17 protein-coding genes are annotated in these 21,447 nt (G+C 65.0%); 12 read left to right on the top strand and 5 right to left on the bottom strand.

Features of this window, described 5'->3' with window-relative positions:
• Window positions 1-215 precede the first annotated feature (215 nt).
• The gene (locus tag IGS55_RS22975) at window positions 216-368 is read right to left on the bottom strand and encodes a hypothetical protein (protein WP_230517891.1); all 153 of its coding nucleotides are present in this window, start codon (window positions 366-368) and stop codon (window positions 216-218) included.
• A gap of 35 nt (window positions 369-403) precedes the next feature.
• Between IGS55_RS22975 and IGS55_RS22970 the strand changes: the two genes are divergently transcribed.
• The 8 genes from IGS55_RS22970 to IGS55_RS22935 all read left to right on the top strand — a co-directional run bounded on the left by IGS55_RS22970 (window position 404) and on the right by IGS55_RS22935 (window position 8,672).
• On the top strand, window positions 404-970 hold the full coding sequence (locus tag IGS55_RS22970; RefSeq protein WP_139089520.1) for a hypothetical protein: 567 nt from the start codon (window positions 404-406) through the stop codon (window positions 968-970).
• A 75-nt stretch (window positions 971-1,045) separates the two neighbouring features.
• Entirely contained in the window at window positions 1,046-1,777 is a 732-nt protein-coding gene (locus IGS55_RS22965; protein ID WP_230517892.1) for a hypothetical protein, read from the top strand.
• A gap of 4 nt (window positions 1,778-1,781) precedes the next feature.
• On the top strand, window positions 1,782-3,137 hold the full coding sequence (locus IGS55_RS22960) for a hypothetical protein (RefSeq protein ID WP_230517894.1): 1,356 nt from the start codon (window positions 1,782-1,784) through the stop codon (window positions 3,135-3,137).
• Window positions 3,138-3,147: 10 nt separating this feature from the next.
• Entirely contained in the window at window positions 3,148-5,310 is a 2,163-nt protein-coding gene (locus IGS55_RS22955) for a hypothetical protein (protein WP_230517895.1), read from the top strand.
• 20 nt (window positions 5,311-5,330) lie between these two features.
• Window positions 5,331-6,377: an aminotransferase class I/II-fold pyridoxal phosphate-dependent enzyme gene (locus tag IGS55_RS22950; RefSeq protein WP_230517896.1), complete on the top strand. Its 1,047-nt coding sequence runs from the start codon at window positions 5,331-5,333 to the stop codon at window positions 6,375-6,377.
• Entirely contained in the window at window positions 6,361-7,215 is an 855-nt protein-coding gene (locus IGS55_RS22945) for a DUF1373 domain-containing protein (protein ID WP_230517897.1), read from the top strand. Before IGS55_RS22950 ends, IGS55_RS22945 begins: the two co-directional genes overlap by 17 nt.
• A gap of 46 nt (window positions 7,216-7,261) precedes the next feature.
• A complete protein-coding gene (locus tag IGS55_RS22940; protein WP_230517898.1) occupies window positions 7,262-7,912 on the top strand; it encodes a hypothetical protein in 651 nt (216 codons plus the stop codon).
• A gap of 25 nt (window positions 7,913-7,937) precedes the next feature.
• Window positions 7,938-8,672 (top strand): amidohydrolase family protein, encoded by a 735-nt coding sequence (locus tag IGS55_RS22935; RefSeq protein WP_230517900.1) that lies wholly within the window; start codon window positions 7,938-7,940, stop codon window positions 8,670-8,672.
• Window positions 8,673-8,678: 6 nt separating this feature from the next.
• Here the strand turns inward: IGS55_RS22935 and IGS55_RS22930 are convergent, their stop codons facing one another.
• From IGS55_RS22930 to IGS55_RS22915, 4 genes are all read right to left on the bottom strand, one after another.
• Window positions 8,679-10,076 carry a sigma-54-dependent transcriptional regulator gene (locus IGS55_RS22930; RefSeq protein WP_230517901.1) on the bottom strand — a complete coding sequence of 466 codons (1,398 nt, stop codon included), beginning with the start codon at window positions 10,074-10,076 and terminating at the stop codon, window positions 8,679-8,681.
• Window positions 10,077-10,234: 158 nt separating this feature from the next.
• Complete coding sequence (locus IGS55_RS22925) at window positions 10,235-12,499, bottom strand: arginine/lysine/ornithine decarboxylase (protein WP_230517902.1); 2,265 nt, start codon at window positions 12,497-12,499, stop codon at window positions 10,235-10,237.
• Window positions 12,500-12,737: 238 nt separating this feature from the next.
• Window positions 12,738-13,223: a dihydrofolate reductase gene (locus tag IGS55_RS22920; RefSeq protein ID WP_230517904.1), complete on the bottom strand. Its 486-nt coding sequence runs from the start codon at window positions 13,221-13,223 to the stop codon at window positions 12,738-12,740.
• A complete protein-coding gene (locus IGS55_RS22915; protein ID WP_230517905.1) occupies window positions 13,220-13,996 on the bottom strand; it encodes an alpha/beta fold hydrolase in 777 nt (258 codons plus the stop codon). Before IGS55_RS22915 ends, IGS55_RS22920 begins: the two co-directional genes overlap by 4 nt.
• 228 nt (window positions 13,997-14,224) lie before the next feature.
• Here IGS55_RS22915 and IGS55_RS22910 point away from each other — a divergent pair, with 228 nt between their 5' ends.
• The 4 genes from IGS55_RS22910 to IGS55_RS22895 all read left to right on the top strand — a co-directional run.
• Entirely contained in the window at window positions 14,225-14,800 is a 576-nt protein-coding gene (locus tag IGS55_RS22910) for a TerD family protein (protein WP_128142912.1), read from the top strand.
• Window positions 14,801-14,923: 123 nt separating this feature from the next.
• Complete coding sequence (locus IGS55_RS22905) at window positions 14,924-16,171, top strand: TerD family protein (RefSeq protein WP_230517907.1); 1,248 nt, start codon at window positions 14,924-14,926, stop codon at window positions 16,169-16,171.
• 9 nt (window positions 16,172-16,180) lie between these two features.
• Window positions 16,181-17,506 carry a VWA domain-containing protein gene (locus IGS55_RS22900; RefSeq protein WP_230517908.1) on the top strand — a complete coding sequence of 442 codons (1,326 nt, stop codon included), beginning with the start codon at window positions 16,181-16,183 and terminating at the stop codon, window positions 17,504-17,506.
• 318 nt (window positions 17,507-17,824) lie between these two features.
• Window positions 17,825-21,447, top strand: a 3,623-nt coding sequence (locus IGS55_RS22895) for a YDG domain-containing protein (RefSeq protein WP_230537290.1), incomplete at its 3' end; no start/stop codon positions are given.

Raw genomic sequence — 21,447 nt, 5'->3', positions numbered from 1 at the left:
CAGGCAATCAAATTCTAGCCCGTTAATTGTAGGCCTTAGCTACCAGAATCCTGTTTTCAATTAACTATTTACGTGTTGGCCACGTTTTCATTTGCCGGACGTTGGCATGGTATTGGGTCTGTTTTCCGTGCGGTAGCGCGAACTTAACTGTTTGAAAATAAAAAATATTTTTTGCCGATCATGGCCACTGTGGTGGATAGGCGACGTAATAAATTTCATCGAATCAAGCTTGTTCGAAAGCTCATGGACAGGGCGAAAACAGCTTCGCCGGAAACCATGGTTTTTACGCCATCGGCGAAACGCCGTTCGCCGCTATCCGCCGCCTTTCCCTTGCCCTTGCTGGCACGGCCCTTGCGATAACAGGGCATGGGCCGCGTGCCTTCCCTTGTTGCCGGAGCCTGCCATGACCAGCCGTCTGCTCGCCTATCGTCCCGAAATGGAATTGCCTGAAGCGCCGGGCATGCTGCCTTTGCAGCAGGAAGATGAATTGGCACTGGCGGCGCAGTTGCTGGAATTGCAGGCGCCGGCGCAGTTCGACGCTTTCCTGGCGCGCCAGCTGGGTGCCACGGCGGCGGGCCAGCAAGTGCGCGGCACGCCGCTGGAAGGGCCGCTGCGTCAGCTGCTGGGCAAGGTGGTGGCGCCCCTGCTGCCCCTGCATGGCGGTTCGCCGCAGGCGCTCAAGCGGCGCGCCGCCGGCATCTTCGGCATGGAACTGGAAGGATTGAGCCCGGAAGACAAGGAATTCGAACTGGCGCGCCAGGTCGTGCACCTGATCGATGCCGTCAATACGGCGCTGGCGCAGGACGGCGGTACGGGCGCGCGCGCACCCAGGGCGCGGGTGGAGACGGCCCTGCTGCAAGTGGCACGCAGCGTGGCGCCAGGCTTGCTCAGGCAGGCGGCGCAAACGCCGGGGCCGGACGGTGGCCGCTGGCGCCGCGAGGGCGGGCACATCGTCGTGCTCGATTGTTAGCCGGACGGCCAGTTCGTCCGGCACTGTGTTGTCAACCGAGGTGTCAACCGAGGTGCTAACTTTTAGGAGCTCATCATGCATGACTTAGATCGTACGACCCTGGAGTACGGGCAGGAGATGTCCGGTTTTGAAGCGGAACAGTTCGAGTTTGGCCAGGGCGAATGGAGCGGCGAGGGCGGCGCGAACGCCATGTTTTCCGAAGCAGAGGAGATGGAGCTGGCCAATGAATTGCTGTCGGTCAGCAACGAAGCCGAACTGGAGCAGTTTCTCGGCAACTTCCTGCGCAAGGCCGCCTCGGTGGCGGGCGGCATCATCAAGTCTCCCGTGGGCCAGGCCGTCGGCGGCGTGCTCAAGGGCGTGGCGAAAAAGGCGATACCGCTGGCCGGCGGCGCCATCGGCGGCTATTTCGGCGGCCCGCTGGGGGCCAAGATCGGTAGCGGCCTGGCCTCGGCGGCCGGCAGCGCGCTGGGGCTGGAAGCGGAGGCGTCGTCGAATGAGGACCGCGAGTTCGAGGGCGCCAAGCAGTTCGTGCGCCTGGCCGCCGACACGGTCAACCGCGCCGCGCAGGCGCGCGGTTCGGGCGACCCGCGCGCCATCGCCCAGGCGGCGGCCAGCGCGGCGGCGCGCCAGTTCGCGCCCGGTTTGCTGGGACGTCCCGGCGGCCAGGTCGCCACGCAGACCGGCAGCGGCGCCGGAGCGGGCGGCGCCATGGCGCAGGGCGGCGCGGCGAGGGGGCCGGCGGGCATGCGCCCGTCCAGCGGGCGCTGGTCGCGCCAGGGTCACAAAATCGTCCTGTACGGCGTCTGACATCATGGCCATCGGCGCTTACGCTGCCTGGATGCTGGCGCAGGAGGCGCGCTCGCTGCTGACGCGGCTGGCGCGGCTGGAACCGTTCGCGCTGATCGAGCCGACGGTGCTGGCGGCCGCCCTGATGCCCAGCGCCCAGTCGGCCATCGAGAGCCAGCTGGTGCAGGGCCGGCGCGAACTGCGGCGCATGGTGGCCCAGTTCCAGCACTGGCTGCGGCGCGAGCACGCCGATGGCGCCAGCATGGCCACCGCCGCCGAGGCGCAGCGCCGCTTCACCTTCCTGCGCCTGAAGTTCAATGCCGCGCTGACCCAGTTCGACCTGTTCAACGAAGTCATCACGCAGCGCAGCGAGCACAAGACGGGCGTGTGGCTGGCGGGCCTCGACATCGTCGCCGCCGACGCGCTGGCGCTGCCCGGCGGTGTGTACCAGGCGCCGCCCGTCATCTGCTACCTGGACCGGGGCCCGGGCGCGGCCATCCGCCGCGCGCGCACGCGCCTGCCGGGCGGCGGCGACAATCCCGTCGCCATCATCCGCCTGCCGCGCGAACGCATGATCGGCAGCAGCATCGCCTCGTCGCTGGTGCACGAGGTGGGCCACCAGGGCGCGGCCCTGCTGGACCTGGTGGCGTCCTTGCGCCCCGTGCTGCAAGCCATGCAGCACGGCGGCAGCGGTCACGTTCACGTGTGGCAGTTATGGGAACGGTGGATTTCCGAGATCGTGGCCGATTTCTGGTCGCTGGCACGGGTCGGCGTGGCCGCCACCCTGGGCCTGATCGGCGTGGTCAGCCTGCCGCGTGTATTTGTCTTCCGCCTCAATATCGACGACCCCCACCCGGTGCCGTGGCTGCGGGTGCGCCTGAGCTGCGCCATGGGGCGGGCCTTGTATCCGCATCCGCAATGGAGCCGGCTGGAGCAGCTGTGGCTGTCGTACTACCCGCTGGCGGGCCTGCCGCCGGCCCGCCAGCGGCTGCTGGAACAGCTGCAGGCCAGCATGGCCGCCCTCGTGGGCTTGCTGGTGCAGCACCGGCCGCCCGCCTTGCGCGGCGGCTCGCTGGTCGAAGCGATGGCCGTGCACACACGCCAGCCGGCCATGCTGGCGCAGCTGTTTCGCAGCTGGAACCTGGCGCCGGCGCAGATGTACCAGGCCACGCCGACCCTGGTGTTCGCCGTGCTGGGCCAGGCGCGCGCCAGCGGCACCTTGAGCCCGGAAGACGAAAGCGAGCTGCTGGGGCGGTTGCTGACCCACTGGGCCTTGCGCAGCACGCTGGACACGTCGGAGCTGTGCGCCGACGTCGTGCGGCATGGCCGCCAGCCGGGCAGGCCGCTGCCGCCCCTGGCATCCCGTTTGATTATCCATTGAGGAGAATGACATGAGCAGCAAGATAAGCAGCAATATGGGTGGCAAGAACAGGGGGGCGGGCCAGGCGGGCCCGAAACACCAAGGCGGCAGCATCGCCGTCACCGTACACGAGCAGGAAAGCGGGGCCATGGTCGTCAATGCCGCCATCAGCCTGTACCGGGGAGCCGAGGCGGATTGCCATCTGTTCAATGCCGCCACCTGGGTGCCCGATCCCGCCATGCTGGTGGGCGTGCGCTGGACGGACGGGCGCGGCGGCACCGTGTTTGCCGACCTGGCAACGGGCAGCTACGTGGGGGTGTATGGCAATTTCCCCGCCACGGCGCCCCAGTGCGTGACGGTGCAGGCCGGCTGCAGCGCCGTGCTGTGCTTCACGCCCCAACTCAATCCGCAGGTGGCGCTGGCGTTTGAAACGGCCGACTGCCATCCCAGCGACTGTCAGTTCGGCAGGGTGGGCGACCGCGCCATCGCCACCGTCTCGTTTGACGGCGATCAGAGCGCCGACGGGCGCGACCAGGTGCAGGTGCTGGCCGCCGCGCCATGGGTACCGATGCGCGGCGCGGCGAACGCGTTTTCCACACCGGTGCGGCGCGCCGGCATGCACCGTTTCCTGGGACAGATGATGCTGTCGCAGCGTCCCGAACTGCGCAACGCCTTGCCCGTGCCGGAAGGACTGAGCCCGAACGCCATGCTGGCACTGGATGCGGAATACGAGACGGAAGAGCGCCAGCCGCAGCCCATCTCGGGCAACGTGGGCGTCTCGCTGACGCGCACGGAAACGGAGCCGACGGAAGACTTGCCGCTGTGGACCCTGATACGCAACAGCACCGAGGCGATGTCGTTTACCAACTACCTGCATTTCATGGACAACCTGTTTTGCGGCGACTTGGCCAGTGTACGGGGCTTCGAGCAGGAACGCTTCGTGAAGAAGGCCGACATGTTCCAGCAGCTCAAACAGCGCCGCGCGCTGCCGTTTTCCGATGCCGACTCCTACCGCGTGCTGAAAGTGGCGACGGAAGCGTTCGTGATGGTCAATTGCGGCGTGCTGAACCAGCCGCTGGCCTTCAATCCGGCCGAGGACAACGCCTACCTGGACCGGCGCGACATTCCGCAGGGACGCGACCTGGAAAGCGTGCTGCGCAACGATTACCTGGAAAACATCGATGGCTTCCAGACCTTGCCCTACCTGGCCGTGATCCGCCGCAAGCTGCCCGATATTCCCATCAGCATTCCGCGCGGCCAGGAAGGCGAAGTCGACCTGTGCTTTGGCATCATCCAGGAAAAGCTGGCCAATCCCTGCCTGCTGGAACTGATCTGGTCGTACTGGCACGAAGAGGGCATGCTGGTGCAGACCATGAACGCCATCGCGCAGCGCTTCCAGAACCTGCGCGCGCCGGGCAACCATCTCGATCCTTTGTCGAACACGGAAATCGACATGCTGCGTCCGCTGAATAATTTACTGTGGGGATACACGCAGGATGAACAGCATCGGCTGACCGTGATGCGCCGGAACTATGAGTATGACCATCACTACGGTGTGCGCCTGGACGGCAAGGCAGTGCAGCACTTCCGGCCAGCCGACAGCCGCTCCAAATTCCTGGAGGCCTTCCACCACTTGCTGCGCCTGCTGACTTCGTTCTACAAGCAGGATGACGACACCACCGTGAAGGCGGACGCCTTCCCCGTGCTCAATGCCTTGAAGGAAATCCACCTGATCCTGTCCCAGGGCGCGCACAACCAGTTCGGCGACTTGCCGTCGACGGCGCGCATCGAGATGCTGATGCAGCAATGGATGCTGGCGCGGCCCGAATTCCGTGAATTTTTACCGACGCGCGTGATGGTCGCGTATCCGGAACCGTGGATGGACAGGGTCGACGCCATGAAGAAACTGCAGGGCTGGACGGATACGAGCGTCATGCATTTCCGTAACCTGGCCATCTTTGGCGAGCAATTGCTGTTGTCTGTGCGCTACGGCAACTGGAGCGACATCTATGAACCCACGCAGGCATTCAACTGGGCACGTTTCTGGCGTCCGCAAGTGCAGGGCTACATCCACGGCTACCGTGCCGCCACCGGCGTCGATCTGTCCGTCGACAGCAGCGACCCGGTGGTCGAAGCGACGATGCCTTCGGTGCTGCTGCGCCAGCGCCTGAGCCAGCAGCTGCGCAGCGTCTAGGGCGGGGGCGGGGCGCGTGCATGCTCGACTTTACCAGTGCCCTGTACCTGGGCATGCGCCATCCGGCGGCCCAGCTGGCGCCGTGGAGCAGCCTGACCCTGGGCCAGCCGGCGGCGCTGCGCGAGCCGCCGGGCGCGCAGGCGCTGGCCGCGGCCCTGGCTGCCCTGCAAGGCTGCGAGGCCGCCTGCGTGCTGCCGTCGACCCTGCACCTGTTCTGGGACCTGTTCGGCATGCTGGCTGCCGAGCGGCTGGTGATCCTCGTCGATGGCGGCAGCTACGCCATCGCGCGCTGGGGCGCGGAGCGGGCGCAGGCGCTGGGTTTGCCGCTGCGATTGTTTCCCAGTGGCGAGATGGACGCGCTGCGGCGCCTGGTGGCGGCCTGGGGCCGGCAGGGGTGGCGGCCCCTGATCCTGGCCGATGGCTATGTGCCGGGCAGCGAACAGGCCTTGCCGCTGGCCGGCTATGCGGCCCTGGCGCGCCAGGGCGGCGGTTATCTGCTGCTCGACGACACGCAGGTGCTGGGCGTGGCGGGCGCGCAAGGCGGCGGCTCGGCGCGGCTGCATGGCTTGCAGGGCGGCTACGACCAGGCGGGCGGCCAATTGATCGTCGGCGCCTCGCTGGCCAAGGGATTCGGCGTGCCGCTGGCCGTGCTGGCGGGCAGCCGCAAGCTGCTGCGGCGCTTCGCGGCGCACAGCCAGACGCGCGTGCATGCCAGCCCGCCGTCGGCCGCCGTGCTGGCGGCCGCGCGGCGCGCGCTGGCGCTCAATGCGCGCCATGGCGACGCGCTGCGCGCCAGCCTGGCGGACCGGGTGGCGCAATGGCGCAGCGGAATGGCGGCGGCCGGCATCGCCTGCCGGGGCGGCAGCTTCCCCGTGCAGCGCCTGCCGGGCCGCGCCCATCTGCAGCCGGCCTTGCGCGCGGCGGGCGTGCTGGCGCTGGCGCAAGCGGGGGAAGGTCCCGGCGCGCTGACTTTTCTGCTGCGGGCGGACCAGACGCCCCGGCAACTGGAGCAGGCGATGGATTTGCTTGAACATCACATCAGGAGGCGATATGAACGAAGCATTTGAAATGCTGCCCTTTGCGGGACAGTCAGGAGCGGCCGGCGAACAGGAATGGCAGGGGGAATGGTCGCAGGAGTGGCAGGGAGAGGACGAGGCCGAATGGGAGGGCGAACGACCCCGCCCGGGAGGCGGACGCGGCGGCATGCGCGGCGGCGGGCTGCGGGCGCGGCCGCCGTTGCGCGGACAGCGCCGTCCCGCGCCGCCGCGCTACCAGGCGCCGGGCCGCCGGCCGCCCCGCTATGCGGCCCAGCCCTTGCCCTACCTGCCGCCGCGCTACCGGGGCTGGGGCGGCTACCCGGCCATCTATCCGACGCTTTATCCGGCGCCCTATCCCGTGGCGGAACCGGCTTTTGGCGACCGGCAGGAGCCGGACGCGGACCAGGACCAGGGGCAGGGGCAGGACTTGGGCGCGGACCAAGGGCCGGACGATGAGCAGATGCAGGCTGAAGTCCCGCCCACCCTGGCCGGCACCATCGGCCGGGTGCCGGAAGCGGCCGCCTTGCGCTACCTGGCGCTGGGGACGCTCGCCAATGCCTTGCGCGATCCGAACGGCCGGGGGGCGGGCCTGTATGTGATCGAGTTCGATGCGGGCGGGCGCCGCCGCGCCTACAGCGGCCAGACGGACGACCTGCACCGGCGTTTGCTGCAGCACCGGCTGTGCGGCCAGATGATGGGCGTGGACCTGAGCGGGCACCAGGTGTACGTGGCGCCCCTGTCTTCGGCGGCGCAGCGGCGCCGTATCGAGCAGCGCATCCACGACGACATGTTTGCCAACCAGCGCGGCGTGCTGACCAACCAGCGGCGCGAACTGGAACTGGCCGTGCTCGGTGAAATGTGGAGCTGAATGTGGACCTGACGGCCACGCCTTGATCACTGCGAAGGAGAGCATCATGCACCAACTCGAATGCGAATGCGCGCAATGCCGGCAACGGGCCGGCGCCGCGTTTGAAGTGCTGGAATTCGGCCAGGACTGGCCCGGCAAGGGCACGGCGCCGGCTGTCTTGAGCGAAGAGGAAGAACTGCAGCTGGCCATGGAATTGCTGGAAGTGGCCAGCGAGGAGGAACTGGACCAGTTTCTCGGCAAGGTCTTCAAGAGCGTGTGGAAAGGCGTCAAGAAAGTGGGTTCCACCATCGCCAAGGTGGCCAAGCCCCTGGGCGGCGCCTTGAAGGCCGTGGCCAAGACGGCCTTGCCCTTTGTCGGCGGCGCCCTCGGTTCGATGATCCCGATACCGGGCGTGGGCACGGCACTGGGCTCGGCCCTGGGACGCGCGGCCAGCAATGCGCTGGAGCTGGAAATGGAAACCGAGGCGCCGGCCGACCGCGAACTGGAGATGGCGCGCCGCTTCGTGCGCATCGCGGGGCAGGCGGCGCGCCTGGCCAGCGAAGGCGATGGCAGCGCGCGCGCCGTGGAAAGCGCGCTGACGCGGGCCTTGCATCAGCAATTGCCGCATTTCCGTTCGGCCGCGCCGCAGCAGGAAGAGGAGAGCGGACGCTGGCGCCGGCGCGGCAACCGCATCGTCGTCATGGGCGACTGGAATTGAGCGGGCGGCGCACAAGGGGGACGAGGTGGCACCCGTCATCGACTGTCACTGCCATGCCGGTCCCGGCGACGGCTTGAGCGGGCCGTGGGACAGCGATGCGCCGCTGCACGCCTACCTGCGCCGGGCCCAGGCGGCCGGCATCGCCCGCAGCGTGCTGTTCGCCACCTTCCACTCCGACTACGCGATCGCCAACCATGGCGTGGCGCGCCTGGTGGCATCCGATCCGCAGCGTTTCTACGGCTTTGCCTTCGTCCATGCGCGGCGCGACCGGGGCCGCATCCAGGACCTGGTGCGCACGGCCGTCGAGCGCTACGGCTTCGTCGGCATCAAGGCGCACCGGCTCGACGCGCGCATCAGCGGCGAAGTGTGCGACGCGGCGCGTTTCTTCGGCTTGCCCGTGCTGTACGACCCGGCCGGCGAGGTGGCCGTGGCCGAACTGCTGGCGCAGCAGTATCCCGACGTTAACTTCATCCTGCCCCACCTGGGCAGCTTCAGCGACGACTGGGCGGCCCAGCTGGCGCTGATCGACCATCTGGTACGCCACCGTAACATCCATACGGACAGCTCGGGCGTGCGCCGCTACGACTTGCTGGAACAGGCCGTGCGGCGGGCCGGGCCGCACAAGGTCTTGTTCGGCTCGGACGGCCCCTGGCTGCATCCGGGGCTGGAATTGCACAAGATTCATTTGTTGGGCTTGGCGCCACGGGACGCGGCGCTGATCACGGGCGGCAATTTCTTGCGGCTGGCGGGGCTGGCGTGAGCTGGCTCACCGCACGGCCGGCGGTGGCGCGGCAGTAGCGGCGTTGGCGACGGCAGCCGCCTGTGCCGCGCAGGCGGCCGCCTTGCGGCGTATCTGCAGGGCGCGGTCGGTCACGCCCAGACGGGCGGCGGCGCGCTGGTTGTTGCCGTTTTCCTCGGCCAGCACCAGGCGGATGGCCACGTCGGTGGCGCAGCGCGTGATGTGCGACAGCTTGCAGTCTTGTGCCAGGGCCCGCCGCACGGCCGCCTCGAAATGCCGGTCGGGCCATTGCGGCGCCAGCAACCGTTCGTCGGGAGGCAGGGCGCCGATGGTGATGGGGCCGGGGCCGCAATGGCGGTGCCAGATGCGCGTGACGGTCTGGCGCAGTTCGCGGACATTGCCCGGATAGTCGCGCAGCAGCAGGTATTCGCGCACGGCCGCGTCCAGCGCGGGGGGCTGTTGTTGGGCCAGCTCGGCGAGGAAATGCCGGGCCAGCGGCAGGATGTCGTCCTGGCGCTCGCGCAGGGGCGGCGTCCGGCAACGCCAGCCGGCGATACGGTAATACAGGTCGGCGCGGAAGGCGCCGCGCGCCACTTCGCCTTCCAGTTCGCGGTTGGTGGCGCACACCAGCCTGAATTGCGTCGGCTGCCAGGTATTGCCGCCCACGCGCTTGTATTTGCGCTCCTGGATGGCGCGCAGCAGCTGTGCCTGCAGGGGCAGCGGCAGTTCGCCCACTTCGTCGAGGAAGAGCACGCCGCCGTCGGCCAGGGCAAAAGCGCCGTCGCGCGCGGCCGCCGCGCCCGTAAAAGCGCCCCGTTCATGGCCGAACAGTTCGCTGCCAGCCAGGTCCGGCGACAGGGTGGCGCAGTCGAGGATGGTGAAGTCGCCGCTGCAGTTGCCGAGACGGTGCACCAGTTGCGCCAGTAAATCCTTGCCCGTGCCCGTCTCGCCCGTGATCAGCATCGAGGCCTGGCTGAAGGCGGCCATTTCCACCACCTGGTGCAGCAAGGCGGTCCAGGCCGCGCTGTCGCCCACCAGTTGCCGGCGCACGGCGCCGGACGCCAGCAGCTGCGCCACGGCTTGCCAGCGCTGCAGGCGCGCCAGCACCTGGCCCGCATCGATGCTGCCCGCCGGCCACAGCAGCACGTCGAGCGCGCCGGCCGCCATCAGGGCACGCTTTTGCGCGCAGCTGGTGGGCTGGCCGCAGGCGGCAATGGCCAGCACGGAGGCATGGCGGCACAGCGCCGGCAGCGCTTGCAGCAGCGCGGCATTGGCCTCGGCAAACAGCACGATGCCCGCGCCATCCTCCTCGCCATCGTGCCGCCGGGCTACAGTTACCTGAGCCTGCTTCAAGGCCGTCATCAGCAAGGCGCCACTGCCAGCCGCCGCCTGCTGCACGATTTCCAGCCACACCTTGAGCGTCATATGCCAGCCATCACGAGGGCACGAGTGGCCCATCTTAGAAGCCCAATACCCCAGCCGTTTGATCTGGCACAAGCGTGCGCGGTAGGCCGCAATGAAAAACGCCGCCAGATTTGCATCAGGCGGCGCTATCTAATGAAGTTCAACGAACGTCAACGTCTTTAGACGTTCTCGTCCAATTTCACGCAATCAACAAAATAGCCGCGCTTGCCATCGACTTCGCGTTTCACGAGACCATGCACATCCGTCTCGAAGCCCGGGAAGCGCTCGTTGAAGTCGCGCGCGAAGCGCAGGTAGTCGACGATGGTCTTGTTGAAGCGCTCGCCCGGGATCAGGAGCGGGATGCCCGGTGGGTATGGCGTCAGCAGGATGGACGTGATGCGGCCTTCCAGTTCGTCGATGGCCACGCGCTCGATTTCGCGGTGCGCCATCTTGGCGAACGCGTCCGACGGCTTCATGGCCGGGATCATGTCCGACAGATACATTTCCGTCGTCAGACGCGCCACGTCGTAGGCCTTGTAGAAATCGTGGATTTGCTGGCACAGGTCGCGCAAGCCCATTTTTTCGTAGCGTGGGTTGGCCGCCGCGAATTCCGGCAGGATGCGCCACATCGGCTGGTTCTTGTCGTAGTCGTCCTTGAACTGCTGCAAGGCGGTCAGCAGGGTATTCCAGCGGCCCTTGGTGATGCCGATGGTAAACATGATGAAGAACGAGTACAGGCCGCATTTTTCAATGATGACGCCGTGCTCGGCCAGGTACTTGGTGACGATGGACGCGGGAATGCCCGTGTCGCCGAACTGGCCGTCCAGCGACAGGCCCGGGTTGACGATGGTCGCCTTGATCGGGTCGAGCATGTTGAAGCCGGGAGCGAGGTCGCCGAAGCCGTGCCAGTCATCCTCGGCGCGTATCATCCAGTCTTCCTGCTGGCCCATGCCTTCGTCGTTGAAGGTGGACGGACCCCACACCTGGAACCACCAGTCCTGGCCCCATTCCTGGTCGATCTTCTTCATGGCGCGGCGGAAATCGAGCGCTTCCATGATCGATTCTTCCACCAGGGCCGTGCCGCCCGGCGCTTCCATCATGGCCGCGGCCACGTCGCACGAGGCGATGATGGAATACTGCGGCGAGGTCGAGGTGTGCATCAGGTAAGCCTCGTTGAAGGCGTCCTGGTCCAGCTTGACCGTGTCCGATTCGCGCACGAGGATTTGCGAGGCCTGCGACAGGCCGGCCAGCAATTTGTGCGTGGACTGGGTCGAGAAGATCATCGATTCCTTGGCGCGTGGACGGTCCTTGCCGATGGCGTGCATATTCTTGTAGAAGTCGTGGAAGGTGGCGTGCGGCAACCATGCTTCATCGAAGTGCAGGGTATCGATCTTGCCGTCCAGCATTTCGCGCAGGGTTTCCACATTGTAGATCACGCCATCGTAGGTCGATTGCGTGATGGTCAGAATGCGCGGCTTCTTGTTCTTCGCTTCGCGCGCGAACGGGTTCGCCTCGATCTTGCGGGCAATGCTTTCCGGCGTGAATTCATGCAGCGGGATGGGACCGATGATGCCCAGATGATTGCGCGTCGGCATCAGGAACACGGGAATGGCACCGCACATGATGATCGAATGCAGGATCGATTTGTGGCAGTTGCGGTCGACGACGACGATGTCGCCCGGCGCCACGGTCGAGTGCCACACCATCTTGTTCGAGGTCGAGGTGCCGTTGGTGACGAAATAGCAATGATCGGCATTGAAGATGCGCGCCGCATTGCGCTCGGACGCGGCGACAGGGCCCGTATGGTCGAGCAGCTGGCCCAGTTCTTCGACGGCGTTGCAGACGTCGGCGCGCAGCATGTTTTCACCGAAGAACTGGTGAAACATCTGGCCGATCGGCGACTTCAGGAAAGCCACGCCGCCCGAGTGGCCGGGGCAGTGCCACGAGTAGGAACCGTCGTTGGCGTAGTGCACCAGCGCGCGGAAGAACGGCGGCGACAGGCCGTCCAGATAGGATTTCGCTTCGCGGATGATGTGGCGCGCGACGAATTCCGGCGTATCTTCGAACATGTGGATGAAACCGTGCAGTTCGCGCAGGATATCGTTGGGGATATGGCGCGAGGTGCGCGTTTCGCCGTACAGATAAATGGGGATGTCGGCGTTCTTGTAGCGGATTTCCTCGACGAAAGCGCGCAGCGATTTCAAGGCGTGGTCGGTTTCCTCAATGGAGCCGCCGCCGAATTCTTCATCGTCGATCGACAGCACGAAGGCCGACGCGCGCGATTGTTGCTGGGCAAATTGCGACAAATCGCCGTAGCTGGTCACGCCCAGCACTTCCATGCCTTCTTTTTCCATTGCGGCGGCAAGGGCGCGAATGCCCAGGCCGGACGTATTTTCAGAACGGAAATCCTCGTCAATGATGACGATAGGGAAACGAAATTTCATGCATGTCTCCAAAAAAGCAAGCCGCCCCTGACAGATGTGAAGGGGCGGACTAGGGCGCGACCTCAGGCGGTGATACAAGCCGGCAGCCGCAGAAAAAAAATAAGAACGGGATTCTCGCAGAAATGCGGCCTCTGCGGGAAAAAAATATCACCCCTAAGCATCACAAGCGTACGCTAGCGTGACGCATGGGTGTGACAGGGGTATTACAGCAACATTCTGGCCATAATTCTCAACCTTATCAGGCTTTGCGTTCCAGCGTGACAAAGGCGTAAGGCAGGCCGGATTTCTCCGAAACATGCGCTTCCCGCGCGGTCTCTTGCCATACGGCATGGTCAACGGCGGGGAAAAACGCGTCGCAATCAAAGGTCTGGCCGATTTCCGTGACGATCAAGCGCTGGGCCAGGGCCAGCGACTGCCGGTAAATCTCGGCGCCGCCGATGACATAGCCTTCCGCGCCATCGAGCAGGGCGATGGCCGCTTCCACCGACGGCACCGCTTCCACGCCCTCATGGTGCCAGTCGGCATTGCGCGTGATGACGATGTTGCGGCGGTTCGGCAGCGGCCGGCCGATGGAATCGAAGGTCTTGCGGCCCATGAGGATGGGGTGGCCCGTCGTCAGGCGTTTGAAATGCGCCAGGTCTTCCGGCAGTTTCCACGGCAAGGTGTTGTCGATGCCGATGCCGCCTTGCTGGTCGGTGGCGACGATGATGGTCAAATGGCTCATTGGTTCGGTGAAAGTGGTGGGGGCGATGCCCGATGCCCGTCATTATCGTTGAAATTGCCGGCCGCCTCCAGATGCGCACGCATGGCGTCGGCCAGCGGACCCGGCGCTTCCAGCGGAATCATGTGGCCGGTGTTCTCTTTCAGCAGGTGCAGGGTGGCTTGCGGCAGGCGGGCGGCCATGGCGCGCAGGTCGTCGGGGTTGACGAGCTTGTCGTCTTCGGCGCCCACGATCAGCACGGGAAAGTCGAGTTCCGGCAAGCGCGCCATCAGGTCCGGGCGATCGATGGTGGTGATGAATTGCGCCAGCAGCACGTCCTTGCCCAGGTCCAGACCCATCTGCTGGATCAGGCCCGTGATGCCGCTGTCCTGCAAGTGCGCGGGATGCAGCAGTTCGCGCAGGCGCTGGCGCGTGATGCCCGCATAGGCATTGCGTTCCAGCATGGCGACGATGCGCTGGCGCGCTTCGATTTCCGCCGGCAGCAAACCTTTGGCGGAATTGGCGATCAAAGTAAGGGACTGGACACGCTGCGGGTGCGCCAGCGCGTGCTCGAGCGCCAGATAGGCGCCCAGCGAAAAGCCCACCAGATGGGCCCGTGGCGCGCTATGGTTGGCAATCAGTGTCTGCATCTCCGGGCGCGTGCGCGCCTCGTGCAGGGGCACGTGCCGCAGATCAAAGGCGCCGCCCAGTGCAGGGGCCAGGCGCGACCACAGGCGCTCGTCGCACAGGGTGCCGGGGATGCAGTCGAGCCGTATCTTGGTATTGTTCAAGGACAAGCCGGGGTTCAAAGATGATGAAATTTTTTGTCGAGCGGCATTATCCGTCATTTTGCGCATTGAGGCAGCGGCATGGTATTTTCTGCATGGCATTATTTTCAATAGTGCGCGGCTGGCAAGCCGTCACTTTATGGTAGGCTCATGGCTCATCAAGCCGGTACACCGGCGACGTGACCTGTAACACCGAATGCAACCCTTAGCAACCCTATTAAACAAAGAGGAATTACCATGGCGATCAGTTTGCAAAAAGGCGGCAATGTCAACCTGAGCAAGGAAGCTCCTGGCTTGAAGAAAATCGTGATTGGCCTGGGCTGGGACCCGCGCGCCACCGATGGCGCCGCATTCGACCTGGACGGCAGCGCCTTCCTGCTGAAAACGGATGGCAAGGCCCGTTCCGATGCTGATTTCATTTTTTACAACAACCTGAAGTCGGCCGACGGCTCCATCGCTCACGCTGGCGACAACACGACGGGCGGCGGCGATGGCGATGACGAGAAAATCGCCGTCGACCTGGCCAACGTGCCTGCCGACATCGACAAGATCGCCGTGGCCGTCACCATCCACGACGCGGAAAACCGCAAGCAGAACTTCGGCATGGTCGGCAAGGCCTACATCCGCTGCCTGAACGGCGACAACGGCGCGGAAATCGCCCGCTACGACCTGTCGGAAGACGGCTCGACGGAAGCGGCCATGATCTTCGGCGAAGTCTACCGTGCCGGCAGCGAATGGAAATTCAAGGCCATTGGCCAAGGTTTCAAAGGCGGCCTGGGCCCTCTAGCCCGCTCGTTCGGCATTAACGCTTAAGAGCTCCGGAAAACGGCCCATGGCGGCGTTGCGCCGCCTCGCCGTACTATTCGTACTGTCTTCGGACGACGCGCCTTGCCCTGAGCCGTTGTCCGAAGCTCCCACACCTGAATACATAATCCCATGGAAAACCTGATCAAGGGGCAGCGCCTGGCGCTGTCCGGCCTCGTCACGGGCAATAGTGTGCAGCTGAGTCTGGCCAGCGCCGGCGTGTCGCTGGACTTTGCCTGTTTCGGCCTCGACGCCAGCGGCAAGCTGTCCGACGACCGCTACATGACTTTCTTCAACCAGCCCCGTACGCCGTGTGGCGGCGTGGAAACTGCGGCGCCGTCCGGCGATGCGGCCGGTTTCAGCTACCAGCTCGACCGTTTGCCTGCGTCCATCGAGCGCCTGGTCGTCACGGCCGCCATCGATGGCGGCGCCACCATGGCGCAGCTGGGCAGCGGCCATCTGCGCCTGCTCGACGGCGGGCGCGAACTGGCCCGCTTCGCCTTTGCCGGGTCTGATTTTGCGCAAGAAAAAGCCGTCATGCTGGGCGAGTTCTACCGCAAGGATGGCGGCTGGCGCTTCATGGCCGTGGGCCAGGGTTTCAATGGCGGCCTCGATGCGCTGGTCGCGCATTTCGGCGGCGAAGTGGCGCAAGCGGAACCGGCGCCGGCGCCCAAGATTTCCCTGTCCAAAATTTCGCTGACCAAGGCGGGGCAGACGCACAAGGTATCGCTGGAAAAGGGCGCGGGCGCGCCGAGCAAACTCACCGTCAAGGCCACCTGGGTCGATAACGGCGATGGCGACGACGATAACGATGACCTCGATTTGCGTGTCGGCATCCTCTTGCCGAACGGCCAGATGCGCTTCATCCAGGCACCCGACGCGGCCGGCAGCTTCGACCGCATGCCCTACGTGCGCCACCTGGGCGACGTGGCGGGCGCGGCGGGCAAGGAGCCGGCCACGGAAACGGTGGAAGTCAATCCCGCGCTGGCGCAGCATTACGGCGGCACGGTGGGCCTCGTCTTCAGCGTGTATTCGGCAGTGGCCAATGGCGCCGTGTCGGTGGCCTCCATGCGGCCGAAGATGGTCATGCAGTATGGTCAGCAGATCGTCGAGTGCGACTTCGATTTCCGCCTGTCCAAGGCTGCCGACGACGATTCCGTCTACACCTATGTGATCGGCATGGCGCGCGTCACGCCCGACAGCATCATCCTCGAGCCGTCCGGCAAGACGTCGGAGCCCGGCAGCGAAGCGACGCCGTGGCTGAGCTGGCAGGGCGAGAACCTGCAGCTGGCCTTCAACGGTCCCGTCGTCTTCAAGGGCGAGGACAAGGAAGACGAAGATGATTGCAATGCCGACAATCCGCGCCGCTACATCGCCTAGGAGACACTGATGGAAACCTTGTCCAAGGGTCAGCGCTTGCCGCTGGCCAATCTCGTTCCCGATGGCGTCTTGCAGGTCGGCGTTGCCGCCCAGGGCCTCGCGCTGGACGTGGCCTGCTTCGGCCTCGACGCGGCCGGCAAACTGTCCGACGAGCGCTACATGACCTTTTTCAACCAGCCGCGCACGCCGTGCGGCGGCGTGGAAGCGCGCGCCGGCAGCGGTGGCGACATGGCCGAGTTTGCCTTGCAGCTGGCGCGCTTGCCGGCCGGAATCGACCGCCTCGTCGTGACGGCCTCCATCGATGGCGGCGGCGTGATGTCGCAACTGCAATCGGGCCACGTGCGCCTGCAGGCGGGCGGACGCGACCTGGCCCGCTTTGTGTTTGCCGGTGCGGATTTCGCCCAGGAAAAAGCCGTCATGCTGGCAGAAATCTACCGCAAGGATGGCGGCTGGCGCTGCATGGCCGTGGGACAAGGTTTTAATGGCGGACTCGATGCGCTGGTGCGCCACTTCGGCGGCGAAGTCGAGCAGGCTGCCCCCGCAGCGGCCTCGGCCGTCATGCAGGCGAAGATCAACCTGGAAAAGCGCGTCGAACGCGAGGCGCCGCAACTGGTGAGCCTCGTCAAGCAGGCGGGCGTGTCGCTGCAAAAAGTGGGGCTGTCGGAGCACCGCGCCAAGGTGTGCTTGTGCCTCGATATTTCCGGTTCCATGGGACGGCTGTACAAAGAGGGGCTGGTGCAGCGCTTTGCCGAGCGCATCCTGGCGCTGGGCTGCAAGTTCGACGACGACGGCGAGATCGACGTTTTCCTGTTCGGCAAGAACGTCCACCATCCGGCGCCGATGGCCTTGAACAACTGCAATACCTATGTGAGCCAGGCGATACAGCGTCATCCGCTCGAAGGCGACACGCGCTATGGCGCCGCCATGCAGGCGATCCGCGCGTTTTATTTCCCCGACAAGGCCGGCGGCGAGCGCACGCGCCCCGTCGCGGCCGAGTTGCCCGTGTACGTGATGTTCGTCACCGATGGCGGCACCAGCGATCAGGCGACGACGGAGAAACAATTGCGCTGGGCCAGCAATGAGCCCATCTTCTGGCAATTCATGGGCATCGGCAAGGGGCGCAAGTCGAAAAGCAAGTTCCTCGCCGCCTTTGCCGATTCCGATTTCCCGTTTCTGGAAAAGCTCGACGAACTGCAGGGCCGCCTGGTCGACAACGCCAATTACTTTTCCGTCAGCTCGCCCGACGAGCACAGCGACGCGGAACTGTATGACTTGTTGATGACGGAATATCCGGGCTGGCTGAAACTGGCGCGCGGCAATGGCTTGCTGAGCTAGCTGAGGAGCAGGAGCGTCGCATAGGTGTTGCGCAGATACCGCATCTGACTTGATACCAATCATAAAAGATTGCTCTAAAGCAGCAATTTATGCGATGCTTGAGCATATCGCATCATCCAAAAAGAAGCTGTCATAGACGACAGCCTTCCACATCCGCCCAGACCCGCAGTTGTGCCTGTACGTGTTTTGTCTGCTATTGCCTAGAACTCCCGCCCACATACGTCGAGAGAACTGCGCAAGGCCGCGACAAACTCCTACTATTTTCCGTGTCGCCTCGCTTGGTGGCACGCTGACAAAGCACATTGAATAGAGGTTTGTATGAACCATATCTATCGCGTTGTTTGGAATGCCACGACCGGTTTTTGGCAGGCGGTCTCGGAATTCGCTTCCGGGCGGACAAAATCGACTACGTCGCGCACGCGCCGTCGTCAGACGGCAATTGCGCTGCTGGCAGGTGCCGCAAGTGGTTTCGCCGCCGCCGGTCCCTTGCCCACGCACGGGCAGCTTGTAACAGGCCAGGCATCGGTGGCTTATGCAGGAAAGACGATGACGGTCAACCAGTCCAGCCAGAAAGCAGCGCTTGACTGGACATCCTTTTCCATTGGACAAGGTCATACAGTCAACTTCGTGCAGCCTTCCGCCTCATCGGTCGCACTGAACCGCGTGCTGGGCGCCGATCCATCGATTATCCAGGGTGCACTGAATGCGAATGGCCACGTGTTTTTGGTCAATCCCAACGGCGTGCTGTTCAGTCCAACGGCACAAGTTAACGTAGGTGGCCTGCTGGCATCCACATTGTCGATGGGCACCGATGATTTTATGGCGGGCCGCTACCAGCTCGCGGGCAAGAGCACTGGCACGGTCGCGAACCAGGGCACCATCAATGCCACTGCCGGCGGCAACATCGTGCTGGTGGCGGCCCGGGTACAAAATAGCGGACAGATCGGCGCCGAACGCGGCAATGTCCTGTTCGGCGCCGGCAGCGAAGTGCTGGTCGATTTTGGCGGCCCCGTCAAGTTGCAGGTGCAGAAGGGCGCAGTTGACGCGCTGATCGAAAACGGCGGCGCGATCCGTGCAGACGGAGGCAAGGTGCTGATGACGGCCAAGTCCGCCGGCGAGCTCACTGGCTCGGTGATCAACAACACCGGCATTATCCAGGCGCGCACGCTCGCGACGGGCAAGCGCGGCGAGATTTTGCTGCTGGGCGACATGCAGTCCGGTACTTTGCATGCCGGTGGGCTGCTGGACGCCAGCGCGCCGCATGGCGGTAACGGCGGCGATATCGAGACTTCGGCTGCCCACGTCAATACGGCACCGGATCTCGTTGTCAATGCCGGCGCGGCCGCAGGCAAGGGTGGCGACTGGCTCGTCGATCCCTACGATTACACGATCAACCTGGCCGCGGCTACCACCATTACCGGCGCGCTGAACCAGGGGACGAACGTCACCATAACGACCCAGGCACCGGGCGGCACGGGCGTGACGGGCAGCGGCAGCGGCGATATCACGGTGTCCAGCCCGATCGCCAAGACCGCTGGCGGCGATGCCAGCCTGACCTTGCGTGCCGACCGCAACATCGTCGTGGGTGCCGACGTCACGTCGACATCGGGGCGGTTGAACCTGACGCTGTCGGCAGGCAATGCTGCGGGTGCCACGACGGGCGGCGTCAACGTTGCAAGCAACTTGTCCTCCAATGGCGGCAATATCCTCGTCGGAGGCGCCAACGGCAGCGCGAACGGCAACATCGCCTATGCGCTCAACACCAGTTCCACCACTCCCGCCATTATTATCGGCACCGGCAAAGCCATCGATTCAGCCGGCGGGGATATCACGATCAACGGTCGTTCGCTCGTCGGCTCAAACAATGGCAGCTACGGCGGCGCGACGGCCGGCGTGTACATCCAGTCGAATGCCACGATCAGGTCGGGCAGCGGCAATCTGCTCATTAACGGCGAGAGCACTGGAGGCATCAAGACGTTTGGCCTGGCATTCCAGGGCGGCTCGAACACGGTGACCACGCTGGCCTCGTCCACTACAGGCGGCACGATGCTGCTGAACGCGGTCAACGCCACGCCAGGCAACTATACGTCTGCCGACCTCAATGCGGGAGCCATTGGACTGGTCTCATATGGAAGCCGTGCCCAAGTCGTATTCCAGGGCCCGTCGGTCGCCGGCTGGCTGGTCTATGTCAACGGCGCGCCCCAGTTGTCGGCCTACACGCAGGCACCTCAGCTGTCCAGCTGTTCGGCACAGCTGCCCAATTGCGGGACAATGGTCGTTCCGGGTTCCAACAACAGCTACCTCTATGCGACGTATCAAGCCGTCGACATGGCCACGCGCGCGCTGTTCATTACCCAGGCCGGTTCCGGCAGCAAGATCTACGATGGCAATACTGCGACCTCCGGCCTGACGTATTCGGCCACCACCGACATTGCTAACTTTTCGGTGTCGAATCTGGTTCCGGCACCTGCCTTCGCTACCACCAGCAAGAACGTCGGCACCTATACCAAGCTCGTGGCTGCATCGGCCAACCCCACCAATTACACGACGGGCGGCACGACCTATGCGGTCGGGTATTTCAACACGGGCAGCTTTGCCATCACGCAAAAATCGCTGACGCCCAGCGCCGCCGACAAGGTTTATGATGGCAACACGATGGCTGCTGTGTCAGTGGCCGGCGCGATCGCAGGCGATGTCGTCACGGCCAGCGGCACGGGTACTTTCGGTGCCAAGGACGTCGGCACGTACTCCGTCAATATCTCGGGCATTACGCTCGGCGGCGCGGACATGGGCAATTACAGCCTGGCTGGTAACTCCGCCAGCGCTACGGCGCAAATCACTGCGCGCGCGGTCACACTTGGCGGCACCAGGACGTACGATGGATCGGCTGCTTTCTCGAGCGTCATCCTCGGCAATCTGGTCGCCGGCGAAGACCTCGGCGTGAGCGGCGCGACCGCCAACAGCGCCAACGCCGCATCAGCGCGCTGGATCACGACGGCGTCGCTGCTCAACGGCGTGAGTGGCCTGGCCAGCAACTATCAGCTTCCCGGCCTGGGCGCGGCCAGCGCAAGCAATGCCGTGTTCATTACGCCCAAGGCGCTCACCGTCAGCGGTATCAGCGCAACAAACAAGGTCTACGACGGCACCACGGCGGCCACGCTGTCGGGGGGGGCGCTATCCGGCATGGTCGGTAGCGAGACGCTGAACCTGGGCGCTATTGCCGGTGCGTTTGCCAGCAAGGATGTCGGCACGGGCAAGGCGGTGAGCTTGTCGACAATATCGCTATCGGACGGCACAGGCCTGGCCTCGAATTACACGTTCTCGCAGCCTGCCGGGGTAACGGCCGACATCACGCCGAAGGCGCTGACGGTGTCCGGCATCACCGCCGCCAGCAAGGTCTATGACGGCAGCACGGCGGCCACGGTCAATGCATCGAACGTCGTGCTCACGGGCCTGGTCGCCGGCGATGCGGTAACGGTCGGCGCGACCGGCGCCTTTGCCGACAAGAACGCCGGCAACGGCAAGACGGTGATCCTGAGCAGCGCGCATGGCGGCGCGGACGCGGGCAACTATGCGATCACGGACCAGGCGAGCGGCACGGCCAGCATCACGACAAAGGCGCTCAGTATCACCGGCCTGTCGGCCGCGAATAAAATCTATGACGGCGGCACGGCGGCCACGCTGAGCGGCGGTGCGCTGTCCGGGCTGGTCGGCAACGAAACGCTCGCCTTGGGCGCATTGACCGGCGCGTTTGCCGACAAGAATGCCGGCAACGGCAAAACCGTGACCGTGAGCGGCGGCCAGCTGGGCGACGGCACGGGCCTGGCGGCCAACTACAGCGTGACCGCGCCGGCCAGCGTGACGGCGGCCATTACGCCGAAGGCGCTCAGTATCACGGGGGTGTCGGCCGCGAATAAAATCTATGACGGCGGCACGGCGGC

Source organism: Janthinobacterium sp. EB271-G4-3-2 (genome assembly GCF_020858035.1).
In the GTDB taxonomy this organism is placed as follows: Bacteria; Pseudomonadota; Gammaproteobacteria; order Burkholderiales; family Burkholderiaceae_D; genus Janthinobacterium; species Janthinobacterium aestuarii.
This window is presented reverse-complemented; position numbering and strand designations above follow the sequence as displayed.

What these genes read in the sequence shown, in the direction of transcription:
- IGS55_RS22975 (WP_230517891.1), bottom strand. Translation starts at nt 368, where the DNA reads ATGCCCTGTTATCGCAAGGGCCGTGCCAGCAAGGGCAAGGGAAAGGCG.
- IGS55_RS22970 (WP_139089520.1), top strand. Translation starts at nt 404, where the DNA reads ATGACCAGCCGTCTGCTCGCCTATCGTCCCGAAATGGAATTGCCTGAA.
- IGS55_RS22965 (WP_230517892.1), top strand. Translation starts at nt 1,046, where the DNA reads ATGCATGACTTAGATCGTACGACCCTGGAGTACGGGCAGGAGATGTCC.
- IGS55_RS22960 (WP_230517894.1), top strand. Translation starts at nt 1,782, where the DNA reads ATGGCCATCGGCGCTTACGCTGCCTGGATGCTGGCGCAGGAGGCGCGC.
- IGS55_RS22955 (WP_230517895.1), top strand. Translation starts at nt 3,148, where the DNA reads ATGAGCAGCAAGATAAGCAGCAATATGGGTGGCAAGAACAGGGGGGCG.
- IGS55_RS22950 (WP_230517896.1), top strand. Translation starts at nt 5,331, where the DNA reads ATGCTCGACTTTACCAGTGCCCTGTACCTGGGCATGCGCCATCCGGCG.
- IGS55_RS22945 (WP_230517897.1), top strand. Translation starts at nt 6,361, where the DNA reads ATGAACGAAGCATTTGAAATGCTGCCCTTTGCGGGACAGTCAGGAGCG.
- IGS55_RS22940 (WP_230517898.1), top strand. Translation starts at nt 7,262, where the DNA reads ATGCACCAACTCGAATGCGAATGCGCGCAATGCCGGCAACGGGCCGGC.
- IGS55_RS22930 (WP_230517901.1), bottom strand. Translation starts at nt 10,076, where the DNA reads ATGACGCTCAAGGTGTGGCTGGAAATCGTGCAGCAGGCGGCGGCTGGC.
- IGS55_RS22925 (WP_230517902.1), bottom strand. Translation starts at nt 12,499, where the DNA reads ATGAAATTTCGTTTCCCTATCGTCATCATTGACGAGGATTTCCGTTCT.
- IGS55_RS22920 (WP_230517904.1), bottom strand. Translation starts at nt 13,223, where the DNA reads ATGAGCCATTTGACCATCATCGTCGCCACCGACCAGCAAGGCGGCATC.
- IGS55_RS22910 (WP_128142912.1), top strand. Translation starts at nt 14,225, where the DNA reads ATGGCGATCAGTTTGCAAAAAGGCGGCAATGTCAACCTGAGCAAGGAA.
- IGS55_RS22905 (WP_230517907.1), top strand. Translation starts at nt 14,924, where the DNA reads ATGGAAAACCTGATCAAGGGGCAGCGCCTGGCGCTGTCCGGCCTCGTC.
- IGS55_RS22900 (WP_230517908.1), top strand. Translation starts at nt 16,181, where the DNA reads ATGGAAACCTTGTCCAAGGGTCAGCGCTTGCCGCTGGCCAATCTCGTT.